The following is a 17,061-nucleotide window of genomic DNA, read 5'->3' on the forward strand; positions in this document are numbered from 1 at the left end:
GCATAGGGTGCATGGCCATGCCCATAGCGCCGCCGGACGTCGGGCGAAAGCCCTTACGATGCTGCGCCAGCTATTCGGAGGAGCTGCCGGGGGATTTGCCACTGGCTGCCGGGCGGCGACGGCGAAGCTGTGCGATCAGATCCTTGTCCAGCGCACCAACGAAGTAGGCGGTGACGAAGAACACGATCGCACCCACCGCAACCAGCGCGGAAAGCGACCATATTCGCGCGAAGGCGTGCCCGCTCCAATACGGTTGCAGCGCAGGCGTCAGCCACCAGAGGACCGCGCCCATTGCCGCTGTCGCCACGATCTGGCGGCCAATCCGCCCCGCCAGTTTCCAGCTCATCGAAAACCAGCCGCGAATTTGCAGAATGGTGTAAAGCGTCAGCACGTTCAGTGTCGCCGTGGTGGCCGTTGCCGCGGCAAGGCCGACAATGCCGTAACGCGGCACGACCCAGAAATTCAGCCCGATGTTCACGATCAGCGCACCGGCGGCAACGAATACCGGGGTGCGGGTGTCTTCCCGGCTGAAAAAGGCAGGCTGAAACACCTTCACCAGAACATAAGCAGGCAGACCGGCGACCAGCGCCATGACGATATTGCCCATGATCGCGGTATCGTTGGCAGTCATCTTGCCGCCCTGAAAAATCCCCGCGGTAAATGCTTCGGCGCAGATCGACAGCGCCACGGCGCACGGCAGGCACAGCAGCATCGCGATTTCGACTGCATTGGTTTGCAACCGCTGCGCTTCGCGCTTGTCGCCCGACTGGATGTGTCGCGCCAGCATCGGCAGGATGGCCGTGCCCAGTGCGATGCCGAATATTCCCAGCGGCATCTGGTTCAGCCGGTCCGCGAATTTGAGCAGCGAAAGCGAACCTTGCGGCAGGCTGGTGGCGAAGAACGTATCGACCAGCTGGCTGATCTGATAAATCCCCGCCCCGAATGTGGCAGGCAGGATCAGCATCCCCAGCCGTTTGACATCGGGCGTTATCTTCGGCGCGGTGACTTTCAGTTTCACACCGGCCTTGCGGGTGACGCGCCACATATACGCCAGCTGGGCCACACCGGCCAGCGACAGCGATATCGCCAGTGCAGTGGCAACGATGGTGTCGTCCCCGCTGTCGCCGCGCAGGTAATACCCGGCGATGATCCCTGCGATCATCACGATATTGAGCAGTACCGGCACAAATGCGCCCGGCCCAAATCGCGAACGCGCATTCAGCACACCCGATAACATGGCGACCAGACTGACCAGCGCCAGATAGGGGAATGTCACGCGGCTGAGCATCACGGACAAGTCGAACTTGCCCGCAACGCTCTGATAATCGCGGGCCAGCAGCCACACGATGCCGGGCATCGCGATCATGCACAGGGCGGAAAAGCCCAGCAGAACCCACACGAAAATCGACAGGACATCGCCCGCGAATTCGTCGGCCGCCTGTTCCCCGCCGTCGCCCGCCAGCCGCCGGGTGTACATCGGCACGAACGCGACGCTGAACGCCCCTTCCGCGAACAGGCGGCGGAACGTGTTGGGCAGCGTGAACGCCAGTTGCCACGCGTCTGCCGCCAGCCCGGCGCCGAGCACTCGGGCAAGCAGCATATCGCGTACGAAACCGAAAACGCGGCTAAGTGCAGTCAGGCTCCCGATGGTGCCGACACTGCGGACGAGCGAACTCACGCCCCCGACGCTTTCACGCGATTGCGAAAATCAGGCTTCGCCAGCGGGCGGCATGTCGCCACCGGCAGCGGCCTGTTCTTCGGCACGGCGCTGAAGCTGCTGCATATACAGGCCGTTGAAATCGATCGGTTCGATCTGCATCGGCTGGAACCCGGTGTCGCGGGTCGCGTCGGCAATGACACGGCGGGCGAACGGGAACAGCAGGCGCGGTGCCTCTGCATACAGGAAGTGGTGCGCCTGTTCGTCAGGCAGGTTCCGCATCCCGACCAGAGCGGCATAGGACAGCTCGACGAGATAAATCGTGCCTTCCTTCGTTTTGGAAGTGACGTTGATCTTCAGTTCCACTTCGTGGACTTCGCCATCGATTTGCTGCGCCGCGATATTGAACTGAATGTCCACTTCGGGCTGCGACTGCCACTGGAAACAAGCGGGCGCGTTGGGGTTTTCGACCGAGAGATCTTTGACATATTGCTGGATAATTCCGGCAACTGGCTGATTATCGGCACCGTTCGCGCCTGCGGCCGGGTCCATGTTGAGATCGGTGAGAACGTCGCCTTCGTCGGCCATCTTGCTATTTATCCTGTATCTTGCTGGTACGACACGGTTCGGTGCCGAAATAGGGCCGCCGGTTAGCATTGTGGGAACGCCACCGCAACGGCAGACCCGTTTATGCCCCTCATGCGTTGTTCATTTGTAATTTGCTCTTATGTCGGGCAAGTTATGTAGTGACATTTTGCGGATATGGGGCGGTTTTCAGCCGTTCCGACAGCACCCGCAGGGAAAGACAGGTAATCAAGTGATACTCCAGATCGTCATCCTCGCCATGATCGCGGCGTTTCTCGGACTCCGTCTCTACTCGGTTCTGGGGCGACGTGCGGAACACGAGGAAGAATCGATTCCCAATCGCTTTGACGCAGGTGACTCGGCTCACCCGGCGGCGCTTGCCCCTGCACAGCGTCCGGAGCAGCAGTTCCGTCCGGCAGCGCTGGAAGGGGCGCCAATGGCGGTTGAGCGCGGCGTTCAGGCAATTGCCAGTGCCGATCGCAATTTCGACATCACCGGGTTCCTCGAAGGGGCCAAGGGTGCCTATGTCATGGTATTGGAAGCGTTCTGGCAGGGTGATCGGGAAACCCTGAAAGAGCTGACGGATCAAGATGTCTATGCCGGTTTCGATGCGGCCATCACCGCGCGTGAGCAGGCGGGCGAAACACTGGAAAATCGCCTGGTTCGGATCGAAGATGCGAAAATCGACATGGCAGAACTCGTCGGCCAGACTGCCCGTATCCGGGTGTCGTTCCGTGCGGATATCGCAGCGGTAACGCGTGACAAGGATGGCAATGTCGTAGCCGGATCGCTCGACGATGCGATCGAAGCGCGCGACCTGTGGACATTCCGCCGGGACGTTCGCGACAGCAGCCCGCAGTGGGTGCTCGACGAAACCGACGAAGCCTGACATCGGCCATGTGGGGGGTAATGACCGGTCGTTTCAGACTTGCCGGGGCGCTGGCCGGTGCCCTGTTGCTGGCATCGTGCGTACCTGCGCCCCGAACCGAAGCGGTTAAGCCGCCCACCGCAACCAATGCTGTAGAGGCAGGAGTCACGGCGGGACCGGCGATTGAATCGCTGGGTATCGGTGCGCGCGATGCGCTCGATGCGCTGTCGTCTTTCCGTGAAAGTTGCCCCAAATTGCTGGCCCGCAACGATGCTTCGGGGTTGACAATCAGTGCCGACTGGCAACCTGCGTGCGCGGCGGCATCTGCCTGGAAGCCTAACGACGCACAGGCGTTTTTCGCGCGCTATTTCGAAACTGTCCGGGTCGGAAACGGCACCGCGTTCGCGACCGGCTACTACGAGCCGGAGATCCACGGCAGTCGCACCCACATTCCTGGATACGATGTGCCGGTCTATGCGCTGCCAGACGATCTTGTGCGCGCCTGGCCCGCTTCTACACCGGAAAGCGAACGGACAGGGCGCGCTCCGCTGGGGCGATACGATGAAACCGGTGCTTTCGTTCCTTATTATGAGCGCGCCGAAATCGAAGCCGGTGCTCTCGCCGGGCGGGGCCTCGAAATTGCTTGGGTGGCTGACCCGGTAGAGTTCTTTTTCCTGCAAATACAGGGGTCTGGCCGTTTGGTCGCCCCCGATGGCACGGTAATGCGGATCGGCTATGTCGGTCAGAATGGCCGCGAATATGTCGGCATCGGTTCCGTGTTGCGCCAACGTGGATTGCTGGGAGACGGGCCCGGCCAATACCCCGGTTCTATGCAGGGCCTGATGGCCTATATGCGTGAAAACCCGGAAGATGGCAGAGCGTTGATGAACCTCAACAAGAGCTGGATATTCTTTCGCGAACTGACCGGCGATGGACCATTGGGAGCGATGGGTGTGCCGGTTCGCCGGGAAAGCTCTGTAGCAGCCGATCCCGCGTTCACCCCGCTGGGAGCGCCGGTGTGGCTGGCGATGGACCGTCCGGAAGCGAATGGGTTGTGGGTCGCGCAGGATACCGGCGGGGCCATCAAGGGGGCCAACCGGTTCGATACCTTCTGGGGTGCCGGCGAAGACGCGCGCCGCATTGCAGGCGGGATGAGTACGCGGGGCAATGCCCTGATATTCGTGCCCAAGGGGACGCTCGCGCGCCTGCGGAGCCAGTGAAGCCTCCACGCGGACTGACTGCGGAGGAAGCGGCGATCTGGGCGAAAGTCGCCGCCACCGTGACGCCGATCGCGGGGCGCACCATGCCGGTCGCGGAACAGGGTGCGACCATACCGCCCGCGGGCAAGGCGCCCCCCGTATTTATCCGGCCCGTCAAGTCGAAGCTCTCTACGGTCAGTCCCCCTCGCGCTGCGCTACCACCCCCTGCCGCTCCAACCGGACGAGGGCTGGATTCGCACTGGGACCGGCGCTTCGGGCGAGGCGCGATAGAGCCTGATTTCACGCTCGACCTGCATGGGCATACACTGGAGGCCGCCCACGCGCGTCTCGATGCAGGACTGGCGCAGGCGCGAGCAATGGGCGCGCGGGTGGTGCTGTTGATCGCAGGGAAGGATAGGGGCGCACCGGCGGCAGACCGGGGGGACAGTCGCGGAGCCATTCGCTCCAAATTACTCGACTGGCTGGCAGCCGGGCCACATGGCAGTGCCATCGCAGCCATCCGCAAAGCGCATCGCCGCCATGGGGGCGAGGGCGCGCTCTATCTCGTTCTCAGACGTCCACGCGGCTGAGCATATCTTGCAGCCATCGCTTAATCGGCAAACCAGATCGGAGCATCGCCCTCTGCCCACGGTTTGGGCCGCATCATAATTGCTGCAAACAGGTCGGACGTGAGGTGGCCTGCCAGCCATCGCTGCAAATGCGGCAGCGGCAGGGTATTAAACCATTCCCGGTCGACTGCGGCGAACTGACGGACAAAGGGAAAGACAGCCATATCCGCCAGCCCTCTGTCAGCGCCGCATAACTGACTGGCAGTGGCCAGACGTGCGTCGAGTTCACGCAAGAACTCCAGCCCGCTTTCGCGATGCTCCAACGGTTTTGATCGATGGCGATCTGGATACTTGTATCGGTCGAGGGCGTGTTTGAAGCTCCGGTCGTTTGCAGCAATCAGCGCGGGATCGTCGCGATTCAGCCAGTTTTCGGGATCGTTGCGGGCAAGTGCCCAGCGCATCACATCGATGCTCTCGTCGATCACTGTCCCATCGGGCAGAACCAGGACAGGCACCGTGGCCTTGGCCGAAGCGGCGATCAAGGCGGCCGGTTTTTCCGACAGCTTCACTTCACGTAACTGGCAGCGCGTTTCACTTACCATCAGCGCAAGGCGCGCCCGCATCGCATAGGGGCAGCGACGGAAGCTGTAGAGAACCGGCGCGGCGCTATTTGTCATCATGTCCGTCGGCAAACACAGCGCCGACATGAGTGAGTCCCTGCCGAGCGGCGCGCAATTCCTGCCGCTGGCGTTCACGATAGGACTCGCGCTGAGCGTCGGTTCGCTCCGCATGGCAGGCGGGGCAACTGACGCCTTCTTCGAACAGGGGAGAGGCTCGGTCGGCATCGCTCACCGGGCGGCGGCATGCATGGCATAGGCCGTAACTACCTTCCGCCAGTCCATGTCCAACCGTGACGCGCTGATCGAAGACGAAGCATTCGCCGCGCCACAGGCTCTCTTCTTCCGGCACCGTTTCGAGGTATTTGAGAATGCCGCCTTTAAGGTGAAACACCTCCTCGACCCCCTCCTGCTTGAGGAAAGCTGTCGACTTTTCACAGCGAATGCCACCGGTGCAGAACATGGCCACTTTGGGTGCTTTGCCTTCGCCCAACAGGCGAACACGCTGCGCCCGGAACCAGTCCGGGAAATCGCGGAAGGTCGCGGTTTTGGGGTCGATTGCCCGTTCGAAGGTGCCAACCGCCACTTCATAATCATTGCGGGTGTCGATCACGATTGTTTCGGGATCGGCGATCAGGTCATTCCACTCCGCTGGATCGACATAAGTGCCTACGGTGTAGCGTGGATCGATGCCGGGCTGCCCCATCGTTACGATTTCGCGCTTCAGCCGCACTTTCATGCGATGAAACGGCATCGACGATGCAGCGGAAAACTTCACGTCGACGTCGGCGCAATCCGGCAGCGCGCGGATATGCGCCAATACTGCGTCGATTCCCTCCGGTGAACCGGCAATTGTGCCGTTTATACCCTCGGACGCGAGCAACAGCGTGCCGCGAATATCATTTGCTTTGCATATAGCGAGCAGCGGCTCACGCAGAGCCGTATGATTGGCAAATCGGGTAAAACGATAAAGTGCTGCGACGCGAACAGAGGGGGCGGCAGATGACTCGGTATCAGGCATGGCGGCTCCATAGCGTGAACCGCGTTGCCCGAAAAGAAAGAGCACCCCGGCATTGCTGCCGCGGGTGCTCTCCTGCGGGAACCTAAGTCAGATCGAAGCGACCGGCGTTCATCACTTTGGTCCAGGCATTTACGAAGTCTTTGACGAATTTCTCTTCGTTGCCGTTTTCGGCGTAGACTTCCGCAATGGCGCGCAACTGGCTGTTCGATCCAAAGATCAGATCGGTGCGCGTGGCGCGCCATTTCTCCTTGCCAGTCGCCCGGTCGGAGCCGACGAACTCCTCGTCCCCACTGTCGTCCGCCGCTTTCCACGCGGTGTTCATGTCGAGCAGGTTGGTGAAAAAGTCGGTGGTCAGTTGCCCTTTGCGCTCGGTGAAAACCCCGTGCGGACGATCGCCCTGATTGGCACCGAGTACGCGTAGCCCGCCGATCAGCACAGTCATTTCCGGCGCGGAAAGCCCGAGCAATTGAGCGCGGTCGACCAGCATGTCCTCGGTCTTCACGCTCAGCTTCGTCTTCAGATAATTGCGGAAACCATCGGCCTGCGGTTCGAGCGGTTCGAAGCTATATGCATCGGTTTGTTCCTGACTTGCATCGCCCCGTCCGCCAGTGAACGGAACAGACACTGCATAGCCAGCGTCGCTGGCCGCCTTTTCGACCGCTGCCGACCCCGCCAGCACGATGGCATCGGCCATCGAGAGTGCGTCACGCAGTTCGTCGATTTTGCCGAGAACAGCCTGAAGTTCTGCCGGTTCGTTCACAGCCCAGTCTTTTTGCGGAGCGAGACGAATGCGCGCTCCGTTGGCACCACCGCGATGGTCCGATTTGCGATAGGTCGCAGCCGATGCCCATGCGGTTTTGACTAACTGGCCAATTGTAAGACCACTGTTGAGGATGGCCTGTTTAAAAGCGGCCACATCGGCGTCGGCAGGGGTTGTGCCGGCAGGCACCGGATCTTGCCAGATCAGGTCTTCTGCAGGAACCTCCGGCCCGAGATAGCGTGACTTGGGCCCCATGTCGCGATGGGTCAGCTTGAACCATGCCCTGGCGAATGCATCTTCGAATGCCTTCGGGTCAGCCCGGAATTTTTCGGATATCTTGCGGTATTCCGGGTCAGCCTTCAGCGCTATATCGGCAGTGGTCATCATTGTCGGCGCGCGTTTGGAGGGATCGTGTGCCGCCGGGGCCATATCCTCTTCCCGCTGATCGATGGGTTGCCACTGTTTTGCACCTGCCGGGCTTTCAACGATTTCGTATTCGTAATCCAGCAGAAGGCGGAAGTAGTTCTGCGTCCATTCGATGGGCGTGTTAGTCCATGACCCTTCGAGGCCAGAGGTAATGGTGTCACCGCCCATTCCGGTGTTATAGCCGCTGGTCCAACCCAGGCCCTGAAATGCGATGTCCGCCCCTTCCGGGCTTGCGCCGACCAACGAGGCATCGCCTGCGCCATGGCATTTGCCGAACGTGTGACCGCCCGCGGTAAGCGCCACGGTTTCTTCGTCGTTCATTGCCATACGATCGAATGTTTCGCGGATGTCGCGGGCGGAGGCCAAAGGATCGGGGTTGCCGCCGGGCCCTTCCGGATTGACGTAGATCAGGCCCATCTGGATCGCGGCCAGCGGGTTTTCGATATCCAGATCTTTGTCGGGCTGAATGCGCGTTTCCGCACCTTCACCGACCCACTGTTCTTCCGTGCCCCAATAGACATCGGTTTCAGGCTCGAACACATCCTTCCGTCCACCGCCAAACCCGAAGACCGGGCCGCCCATGCTTTCGATGGCGACATTCCCGGTTAGCACCAGCAGATCGGCCCAACTGATATGCTTGCCGTATTTCTGTTTGATCGGCCAAAGGAGGCGGCGTGCCTTGTCGAGGTTGGCGTTGTCTGGCCAGGAGTTGAGCGGGGCGAAGCGTTGCTGCCCGCTGTTGGCCCCGCCGCGACCATCGGCGGTGCGGTAGGTGCCCGCGGCATGCCAGGCCATGCGGATGAAGAACGGACCGTAGTGACCATAGTCAGCCGGCCACCACGGCTGACTATCGATCATCAGTGCTTTCAGGTCGGCTTTCAGCGCATTATAGTCGAGAGCGTTGAATGCCTCGGTATAGTCGAAATCGTCTCCCATCGGATCGGGGTTGCTCGTCCCCTGATGGAGGATGTCGAGCTGGAGTGCATCGGGCCACCAATCGCGATTGGTCCGGCCCAGCAGGCTTCGCACACCGCCATCGCCTCCACCGTGGAACGGGCAACCGCCCCCTGACATCGAACCTGCTTCTGCGTTCATCGGAAACTCTCCTCGTGCGGCAATAAGTGGGTGGTCATTCGACCAATGCCACACAGTATGGGAGTTTCCATATTATCGGTCTAACAGATTAGATGTGTAATTATGATCGATTCAAGCGATCAGGCGACTGCCTCGGCCGTTTGCGTGTCTTCATCGATTGCGACGTTGCGGATCAGGTAATCGAACGCGGAAAGCGCCGCTGTCGAACCCTGTCCCATGGCGATCACGATCTGCTTGTAAGGCACGGTGGTCGTGTCGCCCGCTCCGAACACGCCGGGCAGGTTGGTCGCCCCGCGCGCATCGGTGACGATTTCGCCATGCTGAGACAGTTCGATGCCGCTGTCCTTCAGCCATTCGCTGTTGGGCACGAGGCCGATCTGGACGAATACGCCTTCGAGCGCGAGTGTATGCTCTTCGCCTGAATTGCGGTCCTTCCGTTTCAACGCATTCACCTTGCCATCGGCGCCGGTAATTTCCGTCGTCTGAGCGGACACAATGATGTCCACGTTGTCCATCGAACGCAGTTTGTCCTGCAAGACCTTGTCTGCTCGCAACTGGTGATCGAATTCGATCAGCGTGACATGGCCAACAACCTGAGCCAGATCGATTGCTGCCTCGACGCCTGAGTTGCCGCCGCCGATCACGGCAATGCGTTTGCCCTTAAACAGCGGCCCGTCGCAGTGCGGGCAATAGGCGACGCCTTTGTTACGGTATTCGGCTTCGCCCGGCACGCCGAGATTGCGCCAGCGGGCACCTGTGGCCAGAATTAACGCGCGCGCTTTCAAGGTGCCGCCACCGGCGAAATGAACGGTGTGCAGCGCCCCTTTCTGTGTTGCGGGTTCGAGACGTTCGGCAAGGGCGAGATTCATCACTTCGATCGCATTGGCATCGACCTGAGTTTTAAGATCGGTGACGAGGCGCGGGCCTTCGGTGTATTCGGTGCCGGGCAGGTTTTCGATGCCCAGCGTGTCGTTCAGTTGCCCGCCAAACCGTTCGGCGGCGATTCCGGTGCGGAACCCCTTGCGCGCGGTATAGATTGCGCTGGCCACCCCGGCGGGGCCACCACCGATGATCAGCACTTCGAACGGTTCCTGCGCGGTCAGTTTGGCAGCGGCCTTCTCACTCGCACTGCTGTCGAGGCGGGCGACGATTTCGGCCAGTTCCATCTTGCCGTTGTAAAACGGTTCGCCGTTGAGGAAGGTCGCGGGCACGCCCATTACCTGACGCGCATCGATTTCATTCTGATAGGCCCCGCCTTCGATAAGGGTCGCCGTCACGTTGGGGTTTTCCAGCGCCATCAGGGTCAGTGCCTGCACTACGTCGGGGCAGTTGTGGCAAGAGAGCGAGAAATACATCTCGAAATCGAGTGGCCCGGTCAGGCCGCGTACCTGCTCCAGCAGATCGGCATCGACCTTTGGCGGGTGTCCTCCAGCCCACAACAAGGCAAGAACCAGCGAGGTAAACTCGTGCCCCATTGGCAGCCCGGCAAACCGCACCGAACGCTGCTGATTGTTTGCGCTGCGAATTTCAAAACTGGGTTTGCGTTCGTTACTGCCATCGAAGCTGGCAGTCACTTTGGGATGCAAAGCAGCGATCTCGGTAAGCAGTTCACGGGTCTGCGCCGACTTTTCGCCATCGTCGAGGGAGGCAATCAGTTCGATCGGTTCGCGCAGGTTTTCAAGATAGCTTTTGAGCTGCTGTGTCAGGTTGGCGTCGAGCACGGCGGGCCCCTTTCCGGTTATGCAATGTCTGTAAGTGCAAATTTTATGAAAACGGGGAGGCAGACGTGTCCGCCCGCCTCCCCGTGAATAGGCTCAGCCTGTGTCGCGTTACGCGATCAGAGCTTGCCGACGAGGTCGAGCGAAGGCGAGAGCGTTTCGCCGCCTTCTTCCCACGCGGCGGGGCAAACCTGGCCGGGGTTGTTGCGGACGTACTGTGCAGCCTTGATCTTGCGAACCAGTTCTTCCGCGTTGCGGCCAACGCCTTCGCAGGTGATTTCCATGACCTGAATCACGCCATCGGGATCGACGACGAAAGTTGCGCGGTCAGCCAGACCCATTTCTTCGCGCAGCACACCGAAGTTGTTGCTCAGCGTGTGGAGCTGGTCGCCAAGGAACGGATACTTGAGCTTGCCGATCTTCTCGCTGGTGTCGTGCCATGCCTTGTGGCTGAACTGCGTGTCGGTCGACACGGCGTACACTTCGACACCCATGCCCTGCAGGGCGTCGTACTGCTTGCCAAGGTCTTCCAGCTCGGTGGGGCAGACGAAGGTGAAGTCAGCCGGATAGAAGAAGAACACTGCCCATTTGCCCTTCACGTCTTCTTCGGTCACGTCGAAGAAGTCCTTGCCGGACTGGAAAGCGGTTGCTTTGAAAGGTTTGATGGTGCTGCCGATGATACCCATGATCTTATCTCCTCTGGAGGGTTGGAAACTCGCTCCATCAGTTAGTCATTGCTGCGCTGCGGAAAAGTAGATTTGTGCGATTGCAACAATCGATTTTATCGATCAGGGTTGAACGACTGGCTCCTTAATCAAGCAAGTGGCTGAATTTAACCGCACTGTGCCCGGTGAAGCAGCTTATGATCGGCCAGCACAAGCGCCATCATAGCTTCAACGACAGGAACTCCGCGGATGCCGACACATGGATCGTGCCTGCCTTTGGTGCGAATCTCGGCGGCGTTGCCATCGCGGTCGATCGTTTCGACCGGTGTGAGAATCGAACTGGTCGGCTTGAATGCGACCCGCACGACCACTGGCTGCCCGGTTGAGATTCCGCCAGCTATGCCGCCAGCGTGATTGGCGGTGAATTGCGGGCCGTCTTCACCCGGTCGCATCGGATCGGCGTTGGTTTCACCGGTCAGTTTTGCCGCTTCGAAGCCATCGCCGATTTCGACCCCTTTTACGGCATTGATGCCCATCATCGCAGCGGCAAGATCGGCATCGAGCTTGGCATAGATCGGTGCCCCCCAACCGGCAGGCACACCAGTGGCGATACATTCGACGACTGCGCCGAGTGATGAACCAGCCTTGCGGGCATCATCCACCAAACTTTCCCAACGGGTGGCGGCGGCGGGATCGGGGCAGAAGAACGGGTTACGGTCGATTTCGCTCAGGTCGATATTGCTACGGTCGATGGCATCGCCGCCGATTTCGCTGACATAGGCTACGATCGACACTTCGGGAATGGCCTTGCGGGCGACGCCGCCCGCCGCCACACGCGCCGCAGTCTCCCGCGCCGAAGAACGCCCACCGCCACGATAGTCACGAAATCCGTATTTGGCGTCGTACGCATAATCGGCGTGTCCGGGGCGATATGCCTTGGCGACTTCGGAGTAATCCTTGCTCCGCTGATCGACATTTTCGATCATCAGGCTGATTGGGGTGCCGGTTGTCCGCCCTTCGAATATGCCTGACAGAATACGCACGGCGTCAGGCTCCTGACGCTGCGTGGTGAACTTGCTCTGCCCCGGTCTGCGGGCATCGAGGTAAGGCTGGATGTCGCTTTCGCTCAGCATCAAGCCGGGCGGGCAGCCGTCCACTACTGCACCAAGGGCAGGGCCATGGCTTTCGCCCCAGGTAGTAAAGCGCAAAACGCGACCGAATGTGTTCCAGCTCATGGCGTTGCTTTTTGCCGAAAGCGCCCGACAAGTCCACGTGCCCGATGCTTGTTCACCGGCAAGCGGGTCTTTCGAAGCTGCTTCGGGTGTAAATGGGGAGCGGAGATTGCCCCGCTTCCCCACGGAATCGGCGCTACACTCCAAGTAACCAAAGGCCTCCCACAATGGCGATCAGTACCGCTACAGCGATGAGCCCTTTTCCGACGTCGCGGAAAGAGAAAACATCGATATGTTCCCGTCGGAACTGGGCATAGCCATAGTGAATCGCTTCCTTGCTGGCCAGACTGGCCACCTCGAACGCGCTGGCTTCCTTGCGAAACCAATGTTTGAGATCGTTTAATTCGTCCTGTGAGATTGCCGGATAACGTCCCAGCAAAGCTTCAACCTGATCGAAACGATCGACATCGCCGGTGGCGATGCCGGAATCGGCATTATGCATAATTGTGCGTCCTTAAATCGTAAGCTTGCCCGCGCGATGCGCGGATGAACGATCAAGTCGCGATGGGCGGTGCTCTGGGCGCTGGTGGCGATTTAAGCGGGCGCAACGACGGCGGAGGCGCAGTCTGCCGGTTTGCAGGCCAATGTGGCTGAATAACCGGAACGCTCCAGACGAAGCGCGGGCCGGGCGTTTGGGAAACCAAAGCGGGTGCCTTGGCAATTTCCCTGATCTCGCTTGTCGCCTCGCGCCGGATCGGCAACGCCACTTCGACTGTGCTGGCACTGAAGGCAGAGCCATGTTCGACGCGCACCGGCACCGGACTGGGCGGCATCGCCTGAAGGCCGATGATCGCCAGCAGCAATGCTGCGAACCATTGGGTCATGCGAGGGAAGGAGCCAGTCACGATTGAATTTTAGGTCTGTGGGGTGCCGATTGCAATCGGCATGTCTGTCGGGTGCGGCAGGCTTGTCGGGAAAAGGTTTGTGTTCCTCTCTTCCAATCCGCGGCTGAAGAAGGCAAGAACAAACCATGATTGCAAAGCTTAAGGGCCTGCTCGACGAAACCGGCACCGACTGGGCGGTGATCGATGTTTCCGGCGTCGGCTATCTGGTTCACTGTTCCACCAAAACGCTCGCCGCCCTTGGCGAAGTGGGGGAGGGGTGCACGGTATTCACCGATCTGCAGGTGAGCGAAAACGACATGCGCCTGCTTGGCTTCGCCTCAGCGGCGGAGCGGGACTGGTTTCGGTTGCTGACTCAGGTTCAGGGGGTGGGCAGCAAGGTCGCTCTGGCAATTTTGTCTGCGCTGTCACCCGAAGAAGTGCAGGCGGCCTGTGCCGGTGGCGACGCAGCGATGGTCGCGCGCGCGCAAGGCGTCGGCCCGAAGCTGGCCGGGCGCATCGTGAACGAATTGAAGGATAAGGCAGGCGCTCTTCCCCTAATATCCGGCGGTGTGGCGGCGCAAACGCTGGCACCAGGTGGCGGGGCTAGCGCCGATGCAGTCAGTGCGTTGGAAAACCTGGGATTTAAACCAGCGGTTGCGGCCCGTGCCGTGGCCACCGCACTTAGTGAACTGGGCGAAGGAGCGGGCGAAAGCGACCTGATCCGTGTCGCATTGAAGAGAGCGGCGGGATGATGCGAATAGTCATTGCACTCGCGGCACTTTCCTTTGCTGTTTCGGCACAGGCGGCGGATACTGGTGGGTTTGTCAAAGGACCGGTTTTTGCGGAATTCGGCTCGCACGCTCCGGTAGAGTCCGACATGCCAATACCGCCTGGCACGGAATTCAAGGTTGCGTTCGACAGTTCGGTCGGCGCGAAAGACGGTGCGCTGAACAAAACGTTCGAGAGCGTAGCGCGATTTATCAATATGAACGTTGCTGCCGGAATGCCTCGGGATGCTATTCACGCGGCTGTGGTGGTGCACGGCACGGCCGGGCCCGATCTTCTGTCCAACTCCGCATGGAGCAAGACACATGGCGGAGCGGCAAACCCCAACCAGCCCCTCACCCGCGCACTGCTCGACCATGGTGTGCGGATCATTCTCTGCGGGCAGAGTGCGGCGCGGATGGGAATGGAGAAGGGCGATCTAGAACCGGGAGTGGAACTGGCTCTTTCCGCGATGACCGCACATGCGCTGCTGGCAAACGAAGGCTACAGCGAAAATCCGTTCTGATGACCGATAACCCCAACCTTACGGCCAGTCGCCAACCGGACGATCCCGATGCGGCACTGCGCCCCAAATCGCTCACTGAATTTGTGGGACAGGAAGCTGCGCGGGATAACCTCCGGGTATTCATCGAAGCTGCGCGCGGACGAGGGGAGGCGATGGACCACGTTCTGTTCTTTGGCCCGCCCGGTCTGGGCAAGACGACACTGGCGCAGATCATCGCCAGAGAACTGGGCGTAGGCTTTCGCGCTACGAGCGGGCCGGTGATTGCCAAGGCAGGCGACCTTGCCGCGCTGTTGACTAATCTCGAACCGAATGATGTTTTGTTTATCGATGAGATACATCGACTTAATCCCGTTGTGGAGGAAGTGCTCTATCCCGCGATGGAAGATCGGGCGCTCGATATCATTATCGGGGAAGGGCCATCGGCGCGCTCCGTCCGTATCGATCTGCCGCCGTTCACGCTAGTTGGGGCAACCACGCGACAGGGATTGCTGACTACTCCGCTGCGCGATCGGTTCGGTATTCCTGTGCGGCTCAATTTCTATACCGTTGAAGAACTGGAACACGTCGTCACGCGTGGCGCGCGACTGCTCGATCTGCCAATCGATGCCGGCGGTGCGCGTGAAATTGCGCGGCGCAGCCGAGGTACGCCGCGGGTGGCTGGCCGGCTGATGCGGCGGGTGCGCGATTTTGCCCATGTGGCAGGCAACGGCATTGTCACCGCTGCGATGGCCGATGCCGCACTTACCCGGCTGGAAGTCGACCGTCTTGGTCTGGATGCGATGGACCGGCGGTATTTGATGATGATCGCCGGGACATATAAAGGCGGGCCGGTCGGTGTGGAAACGCTCGCCGCGGGCCTGTCCGAACCGCGCGATACGATCGAAGAAGTGATCGAACCCTATTTGATACAATTGGGGCTGGTTGCCCGCACCGCACGGGGGCGCTGCCTTAACGATGCGGGGTGGGCGCATGTCGATATGAAACCGCCCCGCCCAGCCACGGGCGGCCTGTTCGATAGCGACAAATGATTCGCGGGCGATCGTGCGGATTGGTAGTCTGGAGTTAAATATCGTTAATCGCGATTAGCTAAGTGGTATCACTTTGGGACAGACTGTTGCTGAAGCCACATTTGACCCAGAAAATTCGCATTGGGCGCAACTTTTCGTGGTTAATTTAATTGCCGGTGATGACTCACTGCCCTCTCCTGCCAGCACAGGGGAGTAACCGGGCCGGAATCGCCGGTCGGATTCCCCGTTTGGAAATGAGAGTACGTGCCCATGTCGGTAAAAATGGCCCTGGCGAAACTGTCAGCCACTGCAGCAGGAACCGCTCTGCTGGCAGGCGGTGCAGTGCACGTTGCCGAAAAACCGATCGCGAACCAGGCCAATATCAAATCGGTCAAGACCGCGCCCAAGCAGTACGTCAAGAAAGTGCGTCACGTCGCAAAACGCAAAGTGCCTGAAACCGTGCAGCGCAAGCGCCGTATTGTGCGTCGTGAAGTGAGCTGTGAGCCGATCGACGGTGCTGCATCCGGTTACGCGGGAGGCATGTTCACAGGCGGTACGTCGCGTCAGATTGGCGCAGGCACAGAAGAATGCCCGCCAGTCTATCGTATGGCGATGGTCCCTGCGCCGATGCCGCTGCCCGCAGCCCCCCCGATGTCGGGCGGTGGCAGCAGCGGAGTAACCGTGATTGGCGGCAGCGGCGGATTTGGCGGCGGATTTGGAGGCGGCTTCTTTGGCGGCTTTTTCGGTGGCGGCTCCAGCGGCGGGGGCAACGTGGTGGTCAGCTCGACTACGACTGGTGGAGTGACCAGTTCGACTTCGTCGAGTTCGGGGACCATCAGCTCGTCCTCTGGTAACGTGTCGAGTTCCTCTGGTGACGTCTCCTCCTCGTCTGGTGCTGTTTCGTCCTCATCGGGTAACGTTTCCAGTTCTTCGGGTAATGTATCGAGCTCCTCAGGCGACGTCTCCAGCTCCTCAGGCAACGTCTCCAGCTCGTCTGGTAATGTTTCGAGCTCGTCCGGTGACGTGTCCAGCTCGTCATCCAGCAGCTCCTCAAGTAGTTCTTCGAGCTCATCGTCCAGCAGCAGCTCGTCGAGCAGCAGCTCGTCGGGTGGCAACGGCTCCAGCGGACACCACGGATCGAGTGGTCACCACGGTGGTTCAAGCGGCCATCACGGTTCTTCGTCGGGCTGGACCAGCTCCGGAGGCAGCAGCTCGTCGAGCTCTGGCAGCTCGTCGTCTTCGTCGTCATCCTCCTCCTCCTCCTCCTCCTCCTCAAGCAGCAGCAGTGGGATCGGTTCGAGCACAGGCAATATGACGAGCTCGACCAGTTCCAGCTCTTCGTCGAGCAGCAGTTCGTCTTCGTCGTCGTCGTCTTCTTCGTCGAGCAGCAGCTCTTCCGGCTCTTCATCGAGCGGCAGCAGCGGCACACCTGTTCCGGCACCGCCGATGACCATTCTGTTCGGCGCGGCCGCAGCGGCAGTTCTGGCGCGGCGCAAGTTCAAGACCAAGCAAGCAGCCTGACCCCCC

General features: G+C 60.4%; 18 protein-coding genes. 6 read left to right on the plus strand and 12 right to left on the minus strand.

Annotated features, from left to right (window positions below; all coding sequences use genetic code 11):
• Positions 1–70: 70 nt before the first annotated feature.
• Both murJ and secB read right to left on the minus strand, forming a co-directional pair.
• Positions 71–1,678, minus strand: a complete 1,608-nt coding sequence (murJ, locus tag D6858_RS08610; RefSeq protein WP_120109052.1) for a murein biosynthesis integral membrane protein MurJ — start codon at positions 1,676–1,678, stop codon at positions 71–73.
• Positions 1,679–1,708: 30 nt separating this feature from the next.
• Positions 1,709–2,245, minus strand: coding sequence for a protein-export chaperone SecB (gene secB / locus D6858_RS08615; protein ID WP_120109054.1), 537 nt, complete (start codon positions 2,243–2,245; stop codon positions 1,709–1,711).
• 229 nt (positions 2,246–2,474) lie between these two features.
• Between secB and D6858_RS08620 the strand changes: the two genes are divergently transcribed.
• From D6858_RS08620 to D6858_RS08630, 3 genes are read left to right on the plus strand one after another with little or no spacing between them, the layout of a single operon-like run.
• Entirely contained in the window at positions 2,475–3,131 is a 657-nt protein-coding gene (locus tag D6858_RS08620; protein ID WP_120109056.1) for a Tim44/TimA family putative adaptor protein, read from the plus strand.
• Between the two features lie 20 nt (positions 3,132–3,151).
• On the plus strand, positions 3,152–4,330 hold the full coding sequence (mltA, locus tag D6858_RS08625) for a murein transglycosylase A (RefSeq protein ID WP_120109058.1): 1,179 nt from the start codon (positions 3,152–3,154) through the stop codon (positions 4,328–4,330).
• The gene (locus D6858_RS08630) at positions 4,327–4,899 is read left to right on the plus strand and encodes a Smr/MutS family protein (protein WP_240623773.1); all 573 of its coding nucleotides are present in this window, start codon (positions 4,327–4,329) and stop codon (positions 4,897–4,899) included. Before mltA ends, D6858_RS08630 begins: the two co-directional genes overlap by 4 nt.
• A 20-nt stretch (positions 4,900–4,919) precedes the next feature.
• On the opposite strand, the gene D6858_RS08635 is transcribed toward D6858_RS08630, so the two are convergent.
• The 8 genes from D6858_RS08635 to D6858_RS08670 form a co-directional block, all read right to left on the minus strand.
• A complete protein-coding gene (locus D6858_RS08635) occupies positions 4,920–5,555 on the minus strand; it encodes a glutathione S-transferase (protein ID WP_120109628.1) in 636 nt (211 codons plus the stop codon).
• Positions 5,545–6,516 carry an oxygen-dependent tRNA uridine(34) hydroxylase TrhO gene (trhO, locus tag D6858_RS08640; RefSeq protein WP_120109625.1) on the minus strand — a complete coding sequence of 324 codons (972 nt, stop codon included), beginning with the start codon at positions 6,514–6,516 and terminating at the stop codon, positions 5,545–5,547. Before trhO ends, D6858_RS08635 begins: the two co-directional genes overlap by 11 nt.
• 82 nt (positions 6,517–6,598) lie before the next feature.
• A complete protein-coding gene (katG, locus tag D6858_RS08645) occupies positions 6,599–8,797 on the minus strand; it encodes a catalase/peroxidase HPI (protein ID WP_120109060.1) in 2,199 nt (732 codons plus the stop codon).
• 119 nt (positions 8,798–8,916) lie between these two features.
• Positions 8,917–10,518, minus strand: coding sequence for an alkyl hydroperoxide reductase subunit F (gene ahpF, locus D6858_RS08650; protein ID WP_120109062.1), 1,602 nt, complete (start codon positions 10,516–10,518; stop codon positions 8,917–8,919).
• Positions 10,519–10,634: 116 nt separating this feature from the next.
• The gene (gene ahpC, locus D6858_RS08655) at positions 10,635–11,201 is read right to left on the minus strand and encodes an alkyl hydroperoxide reductase subunit C (protein ID WP_120109064.1); all 567 of its coding nucleotides are present in this window, start codon (positions 11,199–11,201) and stop codon (positions 10,635–10,637) included.
• Positions 11,202–11,347: 146 nt separating this feature from the next.
• Positions 11,348–12,415, minus strand: coding sequence for a chorismate synthase (gene aroC, locus D6858_RS08660; RefSeq protein WP_120109066.1), 1,068 nt, complete (start codon positions 12,413–12,415; stop codon positions 11,348–11,350).
• A gap of 133 nt (positions 12,416–12,548) precedes the next feature.
• The gene (locus D6858_RS08665) at positions 12,549–12,854 is read right to left on the minus strand and encodes a hypothetical protein (protein WP_120109068.1); all 306 of its coding nucleotides are present in this window, start codon (positions 12,852–12,854) and stop codon (positions 12,549–12,551) included.
• 52 nt (positions 12,855–12,906) lie between these two features.
• Positions 12,907–13,257 (minus strand): hypothetical protein, encoded by a 351-nt coding sequence (locus D6858_RS08670; RefSeq protein ID WP_165859670.1) that lies wholly within the window; start codon positions 13,255–13,257, stop codon positions 12,907–12,909.
• A gap of 125 nt (positions 13,258–13,382) precedes the next feature.
• Between D6858_RS08670 and ruvA the strand changes: the two genes are divergently transcribed.
• The 3 genes from ruvA to ruvB all read left to right on the plus strand — a co-directional run bounded on the left by ruvA (position 13,383) and on the right by ruvB (position 15,555).
• Positions 13,383–13,988 (plus strand): Holliday junction branch migration protein RuvA, encoded by a 606-nt coding sequence (gene ruvA, locus D6858_RS08675; RefSeq protein WP_120109072.1) that lies wholly within the window; start codon positions 13,383–13,385, stop codon positions 13,986–13,988.
• A 125-nt stretch (positions 13,989–14,113) separates the two neighbouring features.
• Positions 14,114–14,527 carry a DsrE family protein gene (locus D6858_RS08680; protein WP_240623774.1) on the plus strand — a complete coding sequence of 138 codons (414 nt, stop codon included), beginning with the start codon at positions 14,114–14,116 and terminating at the stop codon, positions 14,525–14,527.
• Positions 14,527–15,555: a Holliday junction branch migration DNA helicase RuvB gene (ruvB, locus tag D6858_RS08685; protein ID WP_120109074.1), complete on the plus strand. Its 1,029-nt coding sequence runs from the start codon at positions 14,527–14,529 to the stop codon at positions 15,553–15,555. Before D6858_RS08680 ends, ruvB begins: the two co-directional genes overlap by 1 nt.
• Positions 15,556–16,133: 578 nt before the next feature.
• On the opposite strand, the gene D6858_RS15810 is transcribed toward ruvB, so the two are convergent.
• Together D6858_RS15810 and D6858_RS15815 are read right to left on the minus strand one after the other, a co-directional pair.
• Positions 16,134–16,649 (minus strand): hypothetical protein, encoded by a 516-nt coding sequence (locus D6858_RS15810; protein ID WP_165859671.1) that lies wholly within the window; start codon positions 16,647–16,649, stop codon positions 16,134–16,136.
• Between the two features lie 54 nt (positions 16,650–16,703).
• The gene (locus D6858_RS15815; RefSeq protein WP_165859672.1) at positions 16,704–17,042 is read right to left on the minus strand and encodes a hypothetical protein; all 339 of its coding nucleotides are present in this window, start codon (positions 17,040–17,042) and stop codon (positions 16,704–16,706) included.
• Between the last annotated feature and the right edge of the window lie 19 nt (positions 17,043–17,061).

It is taken from the genome of Tsuneonella suprasediminis (genome assembly GCF_003605755.1).
GTDB lineage: Bacteria > Pseudomonadota > Alphaproteobacteria > Sphingomonadales > Sphingomonadaceae > Tsuneonella > Tsuneonella suprasediminis.

Bases quoted from the DNA above. Each gene is read 5' to 3' on its own strand.
- secB (WP_120109054.1), bottom strand. From the start codon at position 2,245: ATGGCCGACGAAGGCGACGTTCTCACCGATCTCAACATGGACCCGGCC.
- mltA (WP_120109058.1), top strand. From the start codon at position 3,152: ATGACCGGTCGTTTCAGACTTGCCGGGGCGCTGGCCGGTGCCCTGTTG.
- D6858_RS08635 (WP_120109628.1), bottom strand. From the start codon at position 5,555: ATGACAAATAGCGCCGCGCCGGTTCTCTACAGCTTCCGTCGCTGCCCC.
- trhO (WP_120109625.1), bottom strand. From the start codon at position 6,516: ATGCCTGATACCGAGTCATCTGCCGCCCCCTCTGTTCGCGTCGCAGCA.
- katG (WP_120109060.1), bottom strand. From the start codon at position 8,797: ATGAACGCAGAAGCAGGTTCGATGTCAGGGGGCGGTTGCCCGTTCCAC.
- ahpC (WP_120109064.1), bottom strand. From the start codon at position 11,201: ATGGGTATCATCGGCAGCACCATCAAACCTTTCAAAGCAACCGCTTTC.
- aroC (WP_120109066.1), bottom strand. From the start codon at position 12,415: ATGAGCTGGAACACATTCGGTCGCGTTTTGCGCTTTACTACCTGGGGC.
- D6858_RS08665 (WP_120109068.1), bottom strand. From the start codon at position 12,854: ATGCATAATGCCGATTCCGGCATCGCCACCGGCGATGTCGATCGTTTC.
- ruvA (WP_120109072.1), top strand. From the start codon at position 13,383: ATGATTGCAAAGCTTAAGGGCCTGCTCGACGAAACCGGCACCGACTGG.
- D6858_RS08680 (WP_240623774.1), top strand. From the start codon at position 14,114: ATGCCAATACCGCCTGGCACGGAATTCAAGGTTGCGTTCGACAGTTCG.
- ruvB (WP_120109074.1), top strand. From the start codon at position 14,527: ATGACCGATAACCCCAACCTTACGGCCAGTCGCCAACCGGACGATCCC.